This is a genomic window from Oceanimonas doudoroffii, from assembly GCF_002242685.1.
In the GTDB taxonomy this organism is placed as follows: domain Bacteria; phylum Pseudomonadota; class Gammaproteobacteria; order Enterobacterales; family Aeromonadaceae; genus Oceanimonas; species Oceanimonas doudoroffii.
The window spans coordinates 1-17990 of record NZ_NBIM01000003.1; the positions used below are offsets into that span (position 1 = coordinate 1).

Consider the following 17990-nt stretch of genomic DNA (forward strand, 5'->3'; position numbering starts at 1 on the left):
AACATCCTGCGAGTGCCCACACAGTTTGCTTGATAAATTGTTAAAGAGCGTTGACCCTTCAGCGGGTCAGGGCTGCGTATTCTACGCAATCCTTGGTGTTCGTCAAGCGTTGAATCAAACTTTGTTTCGTGTTGTTTCAACCCTTGTGACCGTCGGCGTGTTCCGCCGTGTCAGTGAGGGCGCATTATAGGGAGCCGCCGATTTTGCGCAAGGGCTTTTTTGTAAAAAACTCGCCCTTTCGCACCAACAGCTCAACAACCCAGCAAAATCACATATTAACCACAGAGTTATACACAATATGTAAGGATTGGAATAACCACGAGTACATTTTTCATTCACTTTTGGGAGGCATGATGGCAAGGAAACACCGCAGCCAAAACAGATACCGGGTCAGGATGCCCGATTGAAGCTATGCTGTGATCGATACGCCGGACTGAACCTGCGGCGTGATTTATTCTTTTTCATTTTTCGAGACGCGATCATCAATGAAAGTATTTCAGCAACCCGTTCCCGTTCAGGCTGTTCTGCTGGCCATGCTGCTGGCTGTACCGGGCCTGGCCCTCGTCACCTGGGCATCGTCTTCTTTTTACCTGGGCCTCTTCTTTTCGCTGGGCGTGCTGCTGGGCGGCATAGTGGTGCCACTGCTGGTGCAGTCGCCGGCGGCCGGAACCCTGGCGACCACCACCCTTTATGTGGGTAACCTGCCCTACCGGGCCAATGAGGCCACGGTAAGAAGCCTGTTTGAAGAATTTGGGCAGGTATTGTCGGTGCGCCTGATGAAAGACAGGCAGACCGGCAAACGCCGGGGCTTTGGCTTTGTGGAGATGCCGGCAGACGCGGCGGAAGCGGCAAGGACCGCGCTAAACGACACCGAATTTCAGCAGCGTACCCTCAAGGTGCGGGAGGCCAATGAGCGCAAGGACGACGACGGTGATAACGAAGCCGCGTCATAAGCGGCCTCAAATCACGAAGGTCTTCAACCCCGCGAAGCCTTCACCTAGAAAAGCCCCTGATTGAGCCTGCGCTTTTGCGGTAAGTTCGGTGCAGTAAACGTGCCCGAACACTCCCTGCTCATCGCCCGCTTCGGCTGCGGGCGCCTGCAGTAACAGGCTGGCCACGCGCCGGGCAATAGCCTGGCCGGAGTCCACCAGTTGCACTCCTGGCAGGCATTGGCTCAGCTCCTGGGCCAGCAGCGGAAAATGGGTGCAGCCCAGCACCAATGCGCTGGGCCCGTCATCACTTCGCCAGGGAGCCAGCACGCGGGCAAGCCTGGTCATATCGACAGGAAGGCCGGCCAGCTTGTCTTCCGCCATTTTTACCAGCTCGGTGGTACCCAGCATGGATACCTGCATATCGGCGGCAAAACTTTGCACCAGCTCGGCAGTATAACTGCGGGACACCGTGCCCGGCGTGGCCAGCAGGCCAATATGAGTAAACCCGTGCAAACGGCAATATTCCGCCGCCGGCTTGATGGCCGGCACCACGCCCACCACAGGTATATGCAGACGCTCACGCAGGGCCGGCAACACATGGGTGCTGGCGGTGTTGCAGGCGATCACTACAATGTCTATGTCATGTTTTGGCACAAAGTTAGTCAGCAGCTCCAGCACCCGCTCCACCAGCCGTGTCTCGCCCAGCTCACCATAGGGAAAGCAGGCGTTATCGAAGAGATAGAAGTACTGGTGCGTTGGCAAAGACCTGCGGACTTCCCGGTAGACGGAAAGGCCTCCCATGCCGGAGTCGAAGATAAGAATATTTGCCACTGGCTGCCCTCGCTGTGCAAGGGCGTCATGATAACGCCAACGGCTGAAAAAGAAAAAAGCCGGCGCAAGGGCCGGCTTGCATCAATCAGGACAAGGTATCCCACACCAACACGCAGCATTAAGTGCCACTTTCGCTTGTCGCCTGCTGCGAACTTTCACAGGAAGTTCGATCAGGCAACAAACTCGGTACTAGCGAGCAAGCTCGCCCATGCATGCTCGACGATGGCATCCCTGCCATCGACGGTTGGCTTTGGGAACACCTTGTCCTTCTTCATGCCCTGCCAACTCTAGGGCGTGAAGAATATCACTCACTCAGAACCGGTAGTCGACGCCGACGTAGAACTCCATATCGGGGGCATCGTAGCCATCAACTACCTGATAGTCCTTGTCGAACAGGTTGTTTACCTTGCCGTTCAGGGTCAGGTTGCTGGTGAGCGGATAACGGGCTCCGATATTCCAGATGGTGTAAGAGGGCAACATTACATCGCCAACATCTGTTCTTTCTCCCACATACAGCACCTGAGCAAACAGACTGGCACTCGCTACATCTATATCACCGGTCCAGCTGAATTTGCGCTTGGCACGACGGAGCAGCTGGCGACCGTTATTGTTTTCATTTTCGGCATCGGTGTAATCATAACTAAAGGCATGATGTACAGGCCCGGTTTCAACATTGGCAACCAACTCAATGCCCCTGATGAGTGCATCGGTATTCTTGGTCGAGTTAATGTAACCGCCCTGATAAACAATCAGGTCATCGATTTTATTGCGATAAAAGTTAACCTGCCAATCCATCAGCTCGTAGTCGCCGGCCAGGCCAAACTCCCAGTTTTCAGACTCTTCGGGCTTCAGATCCTTGTTACCACCGAACCCATACAGATGACTGAAGGTCGGTGCCTTGAAGGCCGTGCCATAACTCAGGGTTGCCTTGTGCCGCATGGGAAGAGCCAAAGATAATGCACTCTGCCAAGTATCATGGGTACCAAACTGCTCGTTATCATCTACTCGTCCCGTCAACTCAAAGGATACTGGTGCCCAGGTATGATACACAGATGCGTAAACACCGGTATTATCTCGGTCAGGAGCACGCGTGCCCGTAGTTTTTGCTTTCAGTCGGTCTCTGTCCCAATCCATACCGGTCAAAACATAGCCTTGCTCGGAATAGTGGTACTGAACCAATCCATCAAGCCGTGTTGTTGACGTGTTGGTAATGCTGGCAGTATGTCGACCACTCTCCTTATTCCAGTCTTCGGACTCATACTCACCGTAGCTGGCATTAAGCTGACCGGATAATTGGTCACTCGTGTATTTCAGTCCGGTGTCTAACTGATAGGCCTCTGTATGATTTTTATCTGAGCCAGGTGTACCCCAAACCGGCTCATAAAAATCATATTCCAGATTGTTCTCCCAGCCGTTAAAGTTGGCATCCAGTGTCCAATTCTGATTCAGCTGATGTTCAATACCCAAAGTCAGGTTTTTACTGTCAAAGCCATCCCTGTCGTTCTGACTGTTGCTAGGTACAACATCATACCCACGGGTTTCCCGATAGCCGGTCGCCAACTGCAGGCGAGTAGCATCGCTAACCCACTGGTTGATTGAAGCATTGGCGGCATAGTAATCATTGCTGCCGGTGGTCACGCCCACAGTGGCATCATTAACCTGTGAAGTGGTAATGATATTGACCACGCCACCAATGGCACGGGAGCCATAGATAGCGGCGCGAGGGCCCCGAATATACTCGATACGCTGCACGTTATTGACCGGCAGCTGGCTGAAATCCACATTGCTGGACACCATTTGCGCCATCGGACGACCATTCAGCAACACCAGCACATGATCGGAATTGGTGCCGCGCACAAACAGGCTGCTGCTCTGACCAATGCCACCGTTCTGGCTGCCAAACTGCATGCCCGGCAGGGTTTCCAGCAGGTCGACAAGGGAGCGAGGCTGGCGGCGTTCAATATCGGCCTTGGTGATCACTTCCACCGGTGCCAGGGCACTGGTAAGCGGCTGCTCTACCCGGTTGTAGATGGTGATAGAGGTGGGATCGGTTGAATTCTGGGCAAAGGCGGCCCATGGCAGCAAAGCGGCTGCCAACAGCTTGTTGGACATGTTCTTCCCTAGTTCGCGTAGTGAGGCCCACAGGCCTTGTGACTCTCTCTTTGGCAGGTTTTCGGACTTGAAGGCACGAGCCAATGCTCACCTAGGGCGACGGCTTCCCACCTTGCGGCAGTGCCTGGAGTTTTCCGTGTCGCCTTCGTTCCTTCTTACCGCTGCGCGCCAGTTCCGGATTTGCACCGGATTCCCGTTTACGCCTGTCGGCACCAAAGCGCGGGAATTATAGGAAAAGGTTAACTGCATGTATATGCATGATTAATGAGACTAAACGCATCGAAAACTAGCCTGTAAAACATGAGCGCCCTCCCAATTACATAAATATCACATATATTTAACCTTCCACCCTTTGATAGCCTGCTCATTCGGGTCTTTGTCATTGCCACACGTAACAAGGAGAGAACACCATGGCCAGCGATTCAAATCACGACCAGAAGCCACGGCAGCGAGGGCTGCATGAACTTTACCGGGAAGATCCCATCAAGGCCGACGAGCAGCTCTGGGGCCGGGAAACCGACCCCGACAGCCGGCGCGGTTTTTTAAAACGCAGCGGTCTGCTGGCCATGGCCACGGCGCTGGGAGCCAGCATTCCCTTTGCCAAAAACATGCCCGCCGGGCTGATTCCGGCGGCCTTTGCCCAGTCCGACGAGCCTTTTACCCTGCCCGGCAAGGAAGGGCTGACCATTCTTAACGACAGGCCCATTAACGCCGAAACCCCGCCTCATCTGCTGGATGACGAAATCACTCCGGCCAAACACATGTTTGTGCGCAACAATGGCCTGTTGCCCAACATAGAAGCCCTGGATCCGAATAAATGGACCCTGGAGATCGCCGGCGAGTCCTGCGAGAACCCCACCACCTTTACCATTGCCGAGCTCAAGGAGCGCTTTAAGCATCACAGCTATCAACTCACGGTGGAGTGCGGCGGCAACGGCCGCAGTGAATACGTGCCGGCAGCCAGCGGCAACCAGTGGACCACGGGCGCCGTGGCCAGCCCCAAATTCACCGGGGTGCGCCTGCGGGACGTACTGGAAGCCTGTGGCATCAAGAAAGACGCCGTTTACATTGGCTACTACGGTGGTGATTTGCACCCCAGTGGGGATCCGAGCAAGGCGGCCATTTCCCGTGGAGTGCCCATGTCCAAGGCGCTGGAAGACGAAACCCTGATTGCCTGGGCCATGAACGATGAAGACATTCCAGTACTCAACGGCCACCCGCTGCGGCTGGTGTGCGGCGGCTGGCCCGCTTCTACCTCGGGCAAGTGGCTGAAGAAGATCGTGATTCGCAACCAGATTCACGACGGCAACAAGATGGCCGCGCCCTCTTACAGTGTGCCCAAATATCCGGTGGCTCCGGGCACTCAAGTGCCGAACGAAGACATGGAAATCATCGAATCCATGCCAATCAAGTCGCTGATCACCTTTCCCAAAACCGGTATTAGTCACCAATTGGGCCAGCCACTGAAGGTCCGTGGCCATGCCTGGGCCGGCGATCTGGAAGTGACCGAGCTGCATCTGTCCATCGACTTTGGCGCCACCTGGCACAAGGCCGAACTGCGGGCACCGGCCAACCGGCTGGCCTGGCAGCACTGGCAAAGCGAGCTGACCTTTCCCGAGAAGGGCTATTACGAGGTGTGGGCCAAAGCGGTAGACAGCGAAGGCCAGGCTCAGCCCATGGTAGTGCCGGGCTGGAACCCCAAGGGGTACCTCAACAACGCCTGCCATCGCATTGCGGTGCAAATTGTCTAGGAGGTGAGCATGATACGCACAGCTGCATTGGCGCTGCTGCTAGGCCTGACGGCGGCGCCCGCGTCGGCCGCCGAGCTGGACCCGCAAACCGGCTTTATTATCGCCCCGGGCTGGGAGACGGTGCGCAACAACTGCATCGCCTGTCATTCACCCAAGCTGGTCACCCAGAACAGCGGCAGCCGGGAACACTGGCTGTCTCTGATCCGCTGGATGCAGGAAAAGCAGGGGTTGTGGCCCTTTGATGCCCAGACCGAGGAGACCATTCTTGACTACCTGAGCACCGCCTACGGACCAAAGGAAGGCGCCCGCCGGCCACCGCTTCGGCCCGACCAGCTGCCGGAAAACCCTTACCGGCAGCCAACCAAGGCTCAGTAGTTCACGCTGATATAGGGCACCTCTTCCACGTTGAGCCTGGCCTTGATGGCCACGGTAAGCACAAAGAAGAAGTTGGCCAGCACATTGGCAAAACGGGGCAGGGTTTCTGCGAAACGCCTGCCTTCTTCCTCCAACCGCACCAGCATGCGCACTATCTTCTTGCCGGTACAACGGCACAGGTGCAACTGCGGCACCGGCGCCGGCCCCCGTGGCAACACAAAGCCCGTGACCCTGCCCTCGGTTTGCTGCTGATAATGGCTGTAACGCCCTTTCAGCCACTTGATGTCCTGCTCAAAAATGCCGTTTCTACCCCGCACCGAGCCGTTCAGGTTATAAATCAGCGACTGCAGTTGTTCGAGATCGGCCCGTATGTCATCACACCCCTCAGGCAGCGCCGCCAGCACCACGCCAATATGGCAGCACAGTTCGTCGGTAAGAATTTCGTAGTTGCAGGTCAGACGAGTTTCATAAATAAAGGGGTAACACCACTCCCGCAAATCGTCCGGCTTGGGTCGCCGCATGGGCTTGCTCCTGAAGTCTGAATACTGGCACTCAGTCTGGCAAAAAGCCCTCACCGCCACCAGCACAGGCCGGCCAACTGGACAAATTCACTACAACCCGTAGAATTTGCGCTCCGTTTTAAAGTGAGGCACGTCATGAGCACCCAGGTCACCCCGCACAGCTACCAGACCCAACTGGACGAAAAGGCCGCCCGGCTGGAGCAGACCTTTGCTCCCTTTAGCCCGCCCCGGCTGGAAGTGTTTGCGTCCGAGCCCGAGCATTACCGCATGCGGGCCGAGTTTCGAGTGTGGCACGAAGGCGATGACCTCTACTACATCATGTTCGACCAGGCCTCGCGGGAAAAATACCGGGTTGAGCAGTTCCCGGCCGCCTCACGCCTGATTAACACCGCCATGCCGTTGCTACTGGAGGCGCTCAAGCCCAACCCGGTATTGCGCCGCAAGCTGTTTCAGGTGGACTTTCTGTCGTCTTTGAGCAACGAGCTGGTGATCAGCCTGCTCTACCATCGCCAGCTCGGTGAAGACTGGCAGGCCGAGGTGCAGCATTTGCGCGCCCGGCTGAAAGAACAAGGCATCAGCGCCCATATTATCGGCCGCGCCAAAAAGCAGAAGCTGGTGCACGACTGTGATTATGTGGTGGAGCGGCTGAACGTGGCCGGCAAAGAGCTCATTTACCAGCAGGTGGAAAACAGCTTTACCCAACCCAATGGTCGTATGAACGAGCACATGCTGGCCTGGGCCCTGGACGTGACTCAAGGAGCCAGTGGTGATCTGCTGGAGCTGTATTGCGGTAACGGCAACTTCTCCCTGGCCCTGGCGCGAAACTTTCGCCGCGTGCTGGCCACCGAGATTTCCAGCTCGTCGGTGAAGTCGGCCCAGTACAACATTGCCGAAAATGCCATCGACAACGTCACCATACTGCGCATGTCGGCGGAAGAGTTCACCCAGGCCATGCGTGGCGTACGCGAGTTTCGCCGGTTAAAAGGCGTGGATCTGCAAAGCTACGAGTGCAACACCATACTGGTGGATCCGCCCCGGGCCGGACTGGACGAAGACACCGTAAAACTGGTGCAGGACTACGACAATATCGTCTATATCTCCTGCAACCCGGACACGCTGCGCCAGAACCTGGACACCCTGGGTCAGACCCACCACATCAGCCGCTTTGCGCTGTTTGATCAGTTTCCCTACACCCACCATATGGAAGCCGGGGTCTATCTGACTCGCCGCAAGTAAGGTGTGAGGATTAAGGGGGATTGGTATAAAGAGTATCCACCCCTCTCCCCTCACGCCTTTCCCCTCACAAAAAAGGGATCAAAAAGGGGAGCCGAAGCTCCCCTTTTTCATGCATGGGCCGACACTCAGTCCTGCATGTAGTTTTCCGGCAGCGCGATGCGGGCCACACCGGACTCCACGGCAGCCACGGCCACGGCGCGGGCAACGCGCGGCAGCAGGCGCGGATCCATCGGCTTCGGAATCACGTAGTCCTTGCCGAACTCGAGCGAGTCGTAACCGGACGCAACCAGCACTTCCTGGGGAACCGGCTCCTTGGCCAGGGCACGAATGGCGTCAACGGCGGCCACTTTCATTTCGTCGTTGATGCGGGTGGCACGCACGTCCAGGGCACCGCGGAAGATGAAGGGGAAGCACAGTACGTTGTTCACCTGGTTGGGGTAGTCGGAACGACCGGTACCCATGACCAGATCGTCACGAGTGGCGTGAGCCAGCTCGGGCTTGATTTCCGGATCCGGGTTGGAGCAGGCAAAGATAACCGGGTTCGGCGCCATCAGCTTGACGGCCTCGGCCGGCAGTACGTCGGGACCGGATACGCCCACAAATACGTCGGCGTCGGTGATCACGTCTTCCAGGGTACGCTTGTCGGTGTTGTTAGCAAACAGCGCCTTGTACTCGTTCAGATCGTCACGGCGAGTGTGGATCACACCATTGCGGTCCAGCATGTAGATGTTTTCACGCTGGGCGCCACACTTGATCAGCAGCTCCATACAGGCCACAGCGGCGGCACCGGCGCCCATGCACACGATGCGGGCTTCGGCGATGTCCTTGCCCTGCACTTCCAGGGAGTTGATCAGACCCGCGGCGGTCACGATGGCGGTGCCGTGCTGGTCGTCGTGGAATACCGGCACGTTGCAGCGTTCGATCAGCTCGCGCTCGATTTCAAAGCACTCGGGGGCCTTGATGTCTTCCAGGTTAATGCCGCCAAAGGTGTCGGCGATGGCTTCCACGGTCTGAATGAACTCTTCGGTGGTGCGGTGCTTGACTTCGATGTCCACGGAGTCGAGGCCGGCGAAGCGCTTGAACAGCAACGCCTTGCCTTCCATGACCGGCTTGGAAGCCAGCGGACCCAGGTTACCCAGACCCAGAATGGCGGTACCGTTGGAGATAACCGCGACCAGGTTGCCTTTGGCGGTGTACTTGTAGGCGTTTTCCGGATCGGCGGCGATTTCGCGCACCGGCTCGGCTACACCCGGGCTGTAGGCCAGGGACAGATCCTTGGCGGTTTCTGCCGGCTTGCTGATTTCAACGGAGATTTTGCCCGGCTTGGGGAAAGCATGATAGTCGAGCGCTTTTTGACGGAAGTCGGTCATTTTGCAAGTACCCTGATGCGATTGTAGACATTTATTCGATTACACTGTGAACAAGTTTATCACAATGTTTATACAATGTGATACTAATCAACTTTTTTCACCTTGCCCAGCCTGATCCCGCTATTTTTCTCGGTGAAACTGCCAGGGATGGTTAATCCACAGCAGCCAGCCATCGGCGGTTTTTCGCGCATGGCCACGCACAAACAGGTGCTCGCCGGCCTGCAGCCGGCCCAGAGCCCGACGAGATTGCGCGGACAGACGCTTGCCGGTGCGAACCTTAAGTCCACCCGCGGCCCGTATGGTCACTCCGCCGCGACCCTGGTGCACCTCGTGCACCTGAAACCGCAGCCGTTGCCAGCCGGTGCGCGCCGGCACCCGCGGCAGGTTTTGCGACCAGATCCCCAGCCGTCGGCCGTAAGCTATGCTTTCTGCCTGCAGCAGACAGTGCCAGTAGCCGTGATTGGGCGGGATCAGCAGCAGCTCACCCAGGCCCGCCGTCAGCATGCTTTTTACCAGCAGCCGACCGTCTGCGGTCAGGGGATGAGCCAAGAGGCGCCCATAATCATCACGCCTTTCCATGGCAAAAACCAGTTTCATTTGACTCCTTTCTGGTATTTTATTGCGCAGCCAGCGCCGGGCCGCCCGCGCGCCCGGCTCGGGGGCCAAAAGACCCTTTTTGTATAATTCCGGTGTATCTATTCCCACAAAGCGAATGCGTCTACCATCGGAGAGAAGGACAGTATCTCCGTCTATTACTTTTTTAACATTCACGGTTTCATACTGGCTGAATTGTGGACAGGCGAAGGCCGCCGAGAAGGGAGAAAAAACGAGCAGGGCAACACAGAGTCGAAGCAACATGTCGACGCACCGGATTCAGGCAGGCCGGTTAACCATGGTAAAGAAAGCGGGAGGAGGCAAATAACGGGCAACAAAAAAGCGCCCGCAGGCGCTTTTTCGAAACCGAAGCAGCTTACTTCTTGCTGCCCAGCATGCCGAAACGCTTGTTGAAGCGATCAACACGGCCGCCGGTGTCAACGATCTTCTGCTTGCCGGTGAAGAAGGGGTGGCAAGCTGAGCAAACGTCCAGGTTCAGATCATGGCCCAGGGTAGAGCGGGTCTTGATCTCGTTACCGCAAGAACATTTGGCAACAATTTCTTTGTATTCCGGATGGATACCTTGTTTCATGGACAACCTCTGTCAGTAGGCCGTGTCGCTATCTGATCCTGAGCCAGACACCACACGAGTGATACACGTTTTGTGAAGGGTGCGAATAATATAGGATCGCCTTTTTTCAGGCAAGGAAAATGCGGATGAAAAAACCAGCAACATCCCCACAGGCGCAACAGGCTTTGCTGCGGGTTGTGCTGCCCGTTCCGCTGCGTCGGGAATTCGATTACCTCTGCCCGCAACCCTTGCCTGCTCCCGGCTGCCGAGTGAGTGTGCCTTTTGGCAACCGGACCCTCGTGGGGCTGGTGGTGTCCCATCCCGAACACACCGAGTTTGATCTCTCCCGCATCAAGCCGGTCACCGCCGTGCTCGACGACACCCCGGTGCTGGGTGGGGCCGAACGTCAGCTGCTGGCCTGGGCAGCGCAATATTATCTGCACCCGCCGGGTGAAGTGTATTTTCAGGCTCTGCCCACCCTGCTGCGCAAAGGCGAGCCCGCCGGCTACAAGCCGGTGGAAGTCTGGCATGCCCTGGACGGTGACAGCGCCCCCCTGGCCCGGGCCATCAAGCAACAGCAGGCCCTGGCGCTGCTCACTCAGGGGGCCATGCCCCCGGGTGAGCTGGCAGCCCGGGGCGTGACCTCCGCCACCCTCAACGCCCTGGCCAAAAAAGGCCTGGCGGAAAAACGGCAAACCCTACCCACCCCCTCCGACTGGCGCGGTGAAGTGACCATCAATGAGGACGGCAAACCCCGCCTGACCACGGAGCAGGCGCTGGCGGTGAGCCTGTTGCAACAGGCCGAGGGCTTCAGCCCCTTTCTGCTGGAAGGCATCACCGGCTCGGGCAAGACCGAAGTCTATTTGCAGGCCATGGAGCCGGTGCTCAAGGCCGGCAGGCAGGTATTGGTAATGGTGCCGGAAATCGGCCTCACTCCCCAGACCATCGCCCGCTTTCAGCGCCGCTTTTCGCTACCCGTGTGTACCCTGCACTCGGCCATGAACGAGCGAGAACGGCTCGACGCCTGGCTGGCCTGCAAGGACGGCAGCGCCGCCATCGTGATCGGCACCCGCTCGGCCCTGCTCACGCCCTTTGCCCGACTGGGGCTCATTATTATCGACGAAGAGCATGACGGCTCGTTCAAACAGCAGGACGGCTTTCGCTATCATGCCCGGGATCTGGCGCTGCTGCGCGCTCAGCAGCTGCACATTCCCATCGTGCTGGGCTCGGCCACCCCCAGCTTTGAAAGCCTGCACAATGCCGCCAGCGGCAAATATCGGCTGCTCACCCTGAGCCAGCGCCCCGGTAGTGCCACCCTGGCCGAGCACCTGTTGCTGGACAGCCGTCACGTACAGCTGGAGGCCGGGCTTTCACCCCAGCTGCAGCAGCTGATGGCCGAAGAACTGGAAAAGGGCAACCAGGTGATGCTGTTTCTCAACCGTCGGGGCTATGCGCCGGCGCTGCTGTGTCACGACTGCGGCTGGGTGGCGGACTGTGAACGCTGCGATGCCCACTACACCTGGCACAAGAGTGGCAACCGGCTGCATTGTCATCACTGCGATCACCAGCGCGCCCGGCCGCCCCGCTGCCCCCACTGCGGCAGTACCCATCTGGTAGGCACCGGCCTCGGCACCGAGCAGGTGGAGCAGGCCCTGGCCATGTTGTTTCCCCAGTACAGCACCATTCGTATTGACCGGGACAACACGCGGCGCAAGGGCAGTTTTGAGCAGCACCTGGAAGGCATTCGCGCCGGCAAGTACCAGATCCTGATCGGCACCCAGATGCTGGCCAAGGGCCATCATTTTCCCGACGTCACCCTGGTGGCCATGCTGGACGTGGACGGCGCCCTCTTTGCCGGGGATTTTCGGGCCGCCGAGCGGCTGGCCCAGCTGTATATTCAGGTGGCCGGAAGGGCCGGACGGGCCAGCAAGCCGGGCCGGGTCATACTGCAGACTCACCACCCGGATCACGCCCTGTTGCAGGATCTGGCCAACCAGGGCTATCGCCATTTCGCCCACACCGCCCTGCAGGAGCGCCATCAGGCCGGCCTGCCGCCCTACAGCTATCAGGCGTTGTTTCGCTGTCAGGCCACGCAGGGGGAAGCCTGCCGGGAGTTTCTGGTGCCCCTGGCACAGCAGCTGGCTCCCGCCCTGCCCGCCTCCGTGCTGTGCCTGGGCCCCTTTAGCGCCCGCATGGAGCGCAAAGCCGGTCAGTACCGTTATCAGATGCTGCTGCAGGCGAGTAACCGGCGGGACCTAGCCAGTGCCTGCCGGCGAGCACTGGCCATTGCCGACACGCTGCCGGCGGCCCGCAAGGTAAGATGGTCGCTGGATATGGATCCGCAGGAATTGTGGTAACGCCGGCTCAGTGCCGCTGGCCTCGGCGGGATTCGGGGGTGATCATCGACAGCAGAAAGGTCAGCGCCCGGTGGCAGCTGGGTTCACTCATCAGCAGCTGAGTGTAGTCGTTCTTGATGGGTAGTACTTCCAGCCAGCGCTGGGTCACCCAGGTGGCGTCCTGCCAGCGGGGATCCGGATGCAGATCCGCCAGCTCCGGGTATTCCACAAAGACCTCCTGCAGCTTGTCGGCCAGCACCTGCTCCACCGGCGCCAGTGAACGGGACCGCCAGTTGTCGAGCAGATCCACTTCGGCCTGCAGCAGGCCGTCGGCCTCCTGCTCCAGCCGGCGTATGCGAAAACGCTCGGTGGCCTCCACAGTAATACCGAGCAGGCCGTCGTCCAGGGTATAGAAGTCCACAATTTTCACTCGGGCGCCCAGCATGTAAAGATCGCCCTTGCCGCCGTCGTCGGGTTCTTCCAGCATGCCGATGCCAAAACCCCTGCCATCCTTGCCGGCTTCGGCCACCATACGCACATACTTGGGTTCAAAAATACGCAACGGCACCCTGCCTTCCGGCAGCAGGTGCAGGGTCAGCGGTAACAGTGCCAGTCTCATGGGCCGCTCCTTGTTGCTTTATTCAGCATGAACGGGAAACGCTTACTTTGCCACCGGGGGCAATTTGAGTACCGATTTCAAACATGCCATACCATCAAGGGGACCCGCCCTGACTGGCCACGCTTTCAGCAAGGCGCCGGCGCCGGCCTTGAACGGTAGTTTTTGAGGCTGGTTATGAGTAGAATTTGTGCCCCTCGGGTTTTCTTCGACCTTGTCTCAAACTTTGGTGAACTGACAATGAAAGAACATATTCAAGCGCTGCTTGAGCAGACGGTCTCTACTCTCAAACAACAGGGCAAGCTGCCTGCCGAGCTGGAGCCCCGCATCCAGGTAGACCGCACCAAAGACAAGGCCCATGGCGATCTGGCCACCAACCTGGCGCTGTTGCTGGCCAAGCCCGCCGGCCAGAATCCCCGCGCCCTGGCCCAACTGCTGGTCGACAACCTGCCCGCCTCCGAGCTGGTGGCCAAAACCGAGCTGGCCGGCCCCGGCTTTATCAACTTCTTCCTCGACAGTGCCTGGCTGGCCCGCCAGATCGACGCCATGGTGGCCGACGAGCGCGCCAATGTGCCTGCCGCCGAGCAGCCGCAAACCGTGGTGGTGGACTACTCTGCCCCCAATGTGGCCAAGGAAATGCACGTGGGTCACCTGCGTTCCACCATTATCGGTGATGCCGTGGTACGCACCCTGGAGTTTCTCGGCCACAAGGTGATTCGCGCCAACCACATCGGCGACTGGGGCACCCAGTTCGGCATGCTGATCGCCTACCTGGAAAAGCTGGAGCAGGAAAACCCGGACGTGCTCTCGTCGGGCCTGTCGGATCTGGAGCAATTCTACCGGGAGTCCAAGCAGCAGTACGACGCCGACCCCGACTTTGCCGAACGTGCCCGTAACTACGTGGTGAAACTGCAGGGCGGCGACGCCTACTGCCTGAATATGTGGCAAAAGCTGGTAGACATTACCCTGCAGCACAACCAGGCCGTGTATGACCGTCTGGGTGTGTCCCTGACCCCGGCCAACGTCATGGGCGAGAGCATGTACAACCCCATGCTCAACGACATCGTCGCCGATCTGCAGCAACAGGGCCTGGCGGTGGAAGACGAGGGTGCCTTGGTGGTGTACCTCGACGAATACAAGAACAAGGACGGTGACCCCATGGGCGTCATTGTGCGCAAGAAGGACGGCGGTTTCCTTTACACCACCACCGACATCGCCTGCGCCAAATACCGTTATGAGCAACTGGGTGCCGATCGGGCGCTGTATTTTATCGACTCCCGCCAGCACCAGCACCTGATGCAGGCCTGGACCATAGTGCGCAAGGCCGGCTATATCCCCGACACCATGAGCCTGGAGCATCACGCCTTTGGCATGATGCTGGGCAAGGACGGCCGGCCGTTCAAGACCCGCTCCGGCGGCACCATCAAGTTGGTGAACCTGCTGGATGAAGCCGAAGAGCGTGCCACCGCCCTGCTGGAACAGAAGCAGACCGATCTCAGCGCCGAAGAAAAGGCCCAGGTCGCGAAACGGGTAGCCATGGCCGCGGTGAAATACGCCGATCTGTCCAAGAGCCGCACCACCGACTACATCTTCGACTGGGACAACATGCTGTCGTTTGAGGGCAACACCGCCCCCTACCTGCAGTATGCCTACACTCGCGTGCAGTCCATCTTCCGCAAGGCCGGTGTCAGCGCCGATGCCCTGAGCGGCAGCGTGGCCATCGAGGCCCCGGCGGAAGAAGCCCTGGCCCAGAAGCTGGTGCAGTTCAACGACACCGTCAAATCGGTGGCCGACAAAGGCATGCCGCACCTGCTGTGCCTGTATCTGTACGAGCTGTCCGGCGCCTTTATGAGCTTCTACGAAGCCTGCCCCATCAACAAGGAAGGCGTGTCCGCCGAGGCCCGGGCCAGCCGCCTGCGCCTGTGCGCCGCTACCGCCAAGGTGCTGCAGCAGGGCCTGTCTCTGCTCGGCATCGATACCCTGGAGCGCATGTAAGCCATGGCCAGGGATTACGTTCGCCGCAGCCCGCCCAAAAAAAGGGGCGGTACCCAGCAGCGCTCCGCCAGCCGTGGCCGGGCACCGGAGCGGCGTACTCCCTGGCTGGCCATACTGCTCGCCCTGACGCTACTGGCCGGACTCGGTTATCTGATCCTGCTGATCAAGGGCTCGGCGGACACCCGCCGAGCCGCCGAGCCCGCCGCCGAACAGGCGGCACCAGCCAAAAAGGTCAACCCCATCGACCAAAAACCGGTGGAGAAGTGGCGCTATATCGAGCAGCTGGAAAACAAGGAAGTGGTGGTGAGTGTGCCTACCCCCGCCAATGAACGTAAGAAGCCCGATGCCGCTCCGCCCAAAATTTATTATATGCAGTGCGGCTCGTTCCGCTCCTCGGCACAGGCGGAGCAACTCAAGGCCCGCATCGCCTTTCAGGGCCTGGCCTCGGAAGTCAAACGCAGCGAAGGCAGCAACGGCATCTGGTACCGAGTGGTGATGGGCCCCTACGACAGCAAGCGCAAGGCCGATCAGGAGAAACACAAAATGGGCCGTATCAACACCAGCTGCATCGTGTTGCAGGGCTGACAGTCGCTTTCTCTTTAATCCAATGGCAAGGTTGGCGATAGGCGCAGCGAATCCCAACCTTTCCTACCTGTGGCATTGCCCACGACGTACATTTTCCCCGACACAACGGCCGCGCAACCCCACCGTTGCTTCGCATGAGACCTATGGCTGCCGGCCTGACGCCAAGAGTCCGGCAACAGGGTTGAAGTTTTTCTTACTCGCCCCCATCTCCGTGAACATGACATTCTCGTCGGCCCGGCCGGCAACACCGTCAAGTGAGGTTCATAGTGACAACAATCGTTTCAGTACGCCGTAACGGCAAGGTGGTTATCGGTGGCGATGGCCAGGTTTCCCTGGGCAATACCGTGATGAAGGGCAACGCCCGCAAGGTACACCGCCTGTTCAACGGCAAGGTGCTGGCCGGCTTTGCCGGTGGCACCGCCGACGCCTTTACCCTGCTGGAACGCTTTGAGGCCAAACTGCAGGCCCATCAGGGCAACCTGGAGCGCGCCGCCGTGGCGCTGGCCAAGGACTGGCGAACCGACCGTGCCCTACGCCGGCTCGAGGCCCTGCTGGCGGTGGCCGATGAAAAGCATTCCTTTATCATTACCGGTAACGGCGACGTGGTGCAGCCCGAGCAGGATCTGATCGCCATCGGCTCCGGCGGCGCCTTTGCCCAGTCCGCCGCCCGCGCCCTGCTGGAAAACACCGACATGGATGCGCACGATATCGTGGAAAAGGCGCTGACCATCGCCGGCGATATCTGCGTCTACACCAATGGCAACCAGACCATCGAAGAACTCGACTACGGCCGCTGAGGCGGGCCGCTGCAACAGGATTGAATTATGTCTGAAATGACCCCGAGAGAAATCGTCCACGAGCTGGACCGCCACATTGTCGGCCAGGCCGATGCCAAGCGCGCCGTGGCCATTGCCCTGCGCAACCGCTGGCGGCGCATGCAGCTAGAGCCCGAGCTGCGCCAGGAAGTGACCCCCAAGAACATTCTGATGATTGGCCCCACCGGCGTCGGCAAGACCGAGATCGCCCGTCGTCTGGCCAAGCTGGCCAATGCACCCTTTATCAAGGTGGAAGCGACCAAGTTCACCGAAGTAGGTTATGTGGGCAAGGAAGTGGACTCCATCATTCGCGATCTCACCGACATCGCCATGAAAATGGTGCGCGAGCAACAGATGGATAAATACCGCCACCGCGCCGAGGAAGCCGCCGAGGAGCGGGTGCTCGACGCCCTGCTGCCCAACCCCCGCAACGGCTGGGGTGAGGAAGAAAAGGCCGACAACAGCGGCAGCCGGCAGATCTTTCGCAAGAAGCTGCGTGAGGGTCAGCTCGACGACAAGGAAATCGAGATCAACGTGTCCGCACCGCAGATGGGTGTGGAAATCATGGCCCCTCCCGGCATGGAGGAAATGACCAACCAGCTGCAGGGCATGTTCCAGAACCTGGCGGGCAATACCAGCAAACAGCGCAAGATGAAGATCAAGGATGCCTTCAAGCTGCTGGTGGAGGAAGAAGCCGCCAAGCTGGTCAATCCGGAAGAGCTGAAGGAGCAGGCCATTCACGCGGTGGAAAACCACGGCATCGTGTTTATCGATGAATTCGACAAGATCTGCAAGCGCGGCGAGAGCTCCGGTCCCGATGTGTCCCGGGAAGGCGTGCAGCGGGATCTGCTGCCGCTGATCGAAGGCAGCACCGTCAACACCAAGCACGGCATGGTGCGCACCGATCACATGCTGTTTATCGCTTCCGGCGCGTTTCAGGTGGCCCGCCCCTCTGATCTGATCCCCGAGCTGCAGGGTCGCCTGCCCATTAGAGTGGAGCTGAGCTCGCTCACCACCGAAGACTTCGAGCGTATTCTCACCGAGCCCAGCGCCTCGCTGACCGAGCAATACAAGGCACTGCTGGCCACCGAGAATGTGCATGTCGAGTTTACCGACGAAGGCATTCGCCGCCTGGCCGATGCCGCCTGGCGGGTCAACGAAACCACCGAGAACATCGGTGCCCGCCGCCTGCATACCGTGATGGAGCGACTGCTGGATGAGCTTTCATTTGAAGCTTCAGACAAGTCTGGTGAAACCATTACCGTGGACGCGGATTACGTGGATCGCTACCTCAAGGATCTGGTGGAAGACGAGGATCTGAGTCGCTTTATCCTCTGATTCATATGATTC

17 protein-coding genes and 1 riboswitch are annotated in these 17990 nt (G+C 58.9%); of the genes, 10 read left to right on the top strand and 7 right to left on the bottom strand.

What is annotated here, in order from left to right:
- The coding region (locus B6S08_RS18470; RefSeq protein ID WP_211284221.1) for a hypothetical protein at positions 1–190 on the top strand (190 nt) is incomplete at its 5' end.
- Between the two features lie 295 nt (positions 191–485).
- A complete protein-coding gene (locus tag B6S08_RS10890; RefSeq protein ID WP_094200845.1) occupies positions 486–953 on the top strand; it encodes an RNA recognition motif domain-containing protein in 468 nt (155 codons plus the stop codon).
- A gap of 6 nt (positions 954–959) precedes the next feature.
- Here the strand turns inward: B6S08_RS10890 and murI are convergent, their stop codons facing one another.
- Both murI and B6S08_RS10900 read right to left on the bottom strand, forming a co-directional pair.
- Positions 960–1763 carry a glutamate racemase gene (gene murI, locus B6S08_RS10895; protein WP_094200846.1) on the bottom strand — a complete coding sequence of 268 codons (804 nt, stop codon included), beginning with the start codon at positions 1761–1763 and terminating at the stop codon, positions 960–962.
- 312 nt (positions 1764–2075) lie between these two features.
- The gene (locus B6S08_RS10900; RefSeq protein WP_094200847.1) at positions 2076–3875 is read right to left on the bottom strand and encodes a TonB-dependent receptor domain-containing protein; all 1800 of its coding nucleotides are present in this window, start codon (positions 3873–3875) and stop codon (positions 2076–2078) included.
- 35 nt (positions 3876–3910) lie between these two features.
- Positions 3911–4107, bottom strand: a riboswitch (cobalamin riboswitch).
- Between the two features lie 178 nt (positions 4108–4285).
- Between B6S08_RS10900 and B6S08_RS10905 the strand changes: the two genes are divergently transcribed.
- Together B6S08_RS10905 and B6S08_RS10910 are read left to right on the top strand one after the other, a co-directional pair.
- Positions 4286–5626, top strand: coding sequence for a sulfite oxidase (locus B6S08_RS10905; RefSeq protein WP_094200848.1), 1341 nt, complete (start codon positions 4286–4288; stop codon positions 5624–5626).
- 9 nt (positions 5627–5635) lie between these two features.
- A complete protein-coding gene (locus tag B6S08_RS10910; protein WP_094200849.1) occupies positions 5636–6001 on the top strand; it encodes a hypothetical protein in 366 nt (121 codons plus the stop codon).
- Here B6S08_RS10910 and B6S08_RS10915 read toward each other — a convergent pair.
- The gene (locus B6S08_RS10915) at positions 5995–6522 is read right to left on the bottom strand and encodes an ATP--cob(I)alamin adenosyltransferase (RefSeq protein WP_094200850.1); all 528 of its coding nucleotides are present in this window, start codon (positions 6520–6522) and stop codon (positions 5995–5997) included. The genes B6S08_RS10910 and B6S08_RS10915 overlap by 7 nt on opposite strands.
- Positions 6523–6657: 135 nt before the next feature.
- Here B6S08_RS10915 and trmA point away from each other — a divergent pair, with 135 nt between their 5' ends.
- Positions 6658–7758 carry a tRNA (uridine(54)-C5)-methyltransferase TrmA gene (gene trmA, locus B6S08_RS10920; RefSeq protein ID WP_094200851.1) on the top strand — a complete coding sequence of 367 codons (1101 nt, stop codon included), beginning with the start codon at positions 6658–6660 and terminating at the stop codon, positions 7756–7758.
- A 125-nt stretch (positions 7759–7883) separates the two neighbouring features.
- Here trmA and B6S08_RS10925 read toward each other — a convergent pair whose 3' ends face one another.
- From B6S08_RS10925 to rpmE, 3 genes are all read right to left on the bottom strand, one after another.
- Positions 7884–9128 (bottom strand): malic enzyme-like NAD(P)-binding protein, encoded by a 1245-nt coding sequence (locus B6S08_RS10925; RefSeq protein WP_094200852.1) that lies wholly within the window; start codon positions 9126–9128, stop codon positions 7884–7886.
- Between the two features lie 120 nt (positions 9129–9248).
- Positions 9249–9986, bottom strand: coding sequence for a thermonuclease family protein (locus tag B6S08_RS10930; protein WP_094200853.1), 738 nt, complete (start codon positions 9984–9986; stop codon positions 9249–9251).
- A gap of 112 nt (positions 9987–10098) precedes the next feature.
- Positions 10099–10314, bottom strand: a complete 216-nt coding sequence (gene rpmE / locus B6S08_RS10935; protein ID WP_094200854.1) for a 50S ribosomal protein L31 — start codon at positions 10312–10314, stop codon at positions 10099–10101.
- A gap of 125 nt (positions 10315–10439) precedes the next feature.
- On the opposite strand from rpmE, the gene priA reads away from it, so the two are divergent.
- Complete coding sequence (gene priA / locus B6S08_RS10940) at positions 10440–12650, top strand: primosomal protein N' (RefSeq protein ID WP_094200855.1); 2211 nt, start codon at positions 10440–10442, stop codon at positions 12648–12650.
- Between the two features lie 7 nt (positions 12651–12657).
- On the opposite strand, the gene B6S08_RS10945 is transcribed toward priA, so the two are convergent.
- Positions 12658–13248, bottom strand: coding sequence for an LON peptidase substrate-binding domain-containing protein (locus B6S08_RS10945; protein ID WP_094200856.1), 591 nt, complete (start codon positions 13246–13248; stop codon positions 12658–12660).
- Between the two features lie 237 nt (positions 13249–13485).
- Here B6S08_RS10945 and argS point away from each other — a divergent pair, with 237 nt between their 5' ends.
- From argS to hslU, 4 genes are all read left to right on the top strand, one after another.
- Complete coding sequence (gene argS / locus B6S08_RS10950; RefSeq protein ID WP_094200857.1) at positions 13486–15240, top strand: arginine--tRNA ligase; 1755 nt, start codon at positions 13486–13488, stop codon at positions 15238–15240.
- A 3-nt stretch (positions 15241–15243) separates the two neighbouring features.
- Positions 15244–15825 (top strand): SPOR domain-containing protein, encoded by a 582-nt coding sequence (locus B6S08_RS10955; RefSeq protein WP_094200858.1) that lies wholly within the window; start codon positions 15244–15246, stop codon positions 15823–15825.
- Between the two features lie 266 nt (positions 15826–16091).
- Complete coding sequence (hslV, locus tag B6S08_RS10960; RefSeq protein WP_094200859.1) at positions 16092–16622, top strand: ATP-dependent protease subunit HslV; 531 nt, start codon at positions 16092–16094, stop codon at positions 16620–16622.
- Positions 16623–16649: 27 nt separating this feature from the next.
- Positions 16650–17978, top strand: a complete 1329-nt coding sequence (gene hslU, locus B6S08_RS10965; protein ID WP_094200860.1) for an ATP-dependent protease ATPase subunit HslU — start codon at positions 16650–16652, stop codon at positions 17976–17978.
- Positions 17979–17990: the final 12 nt, after the last annotated feature.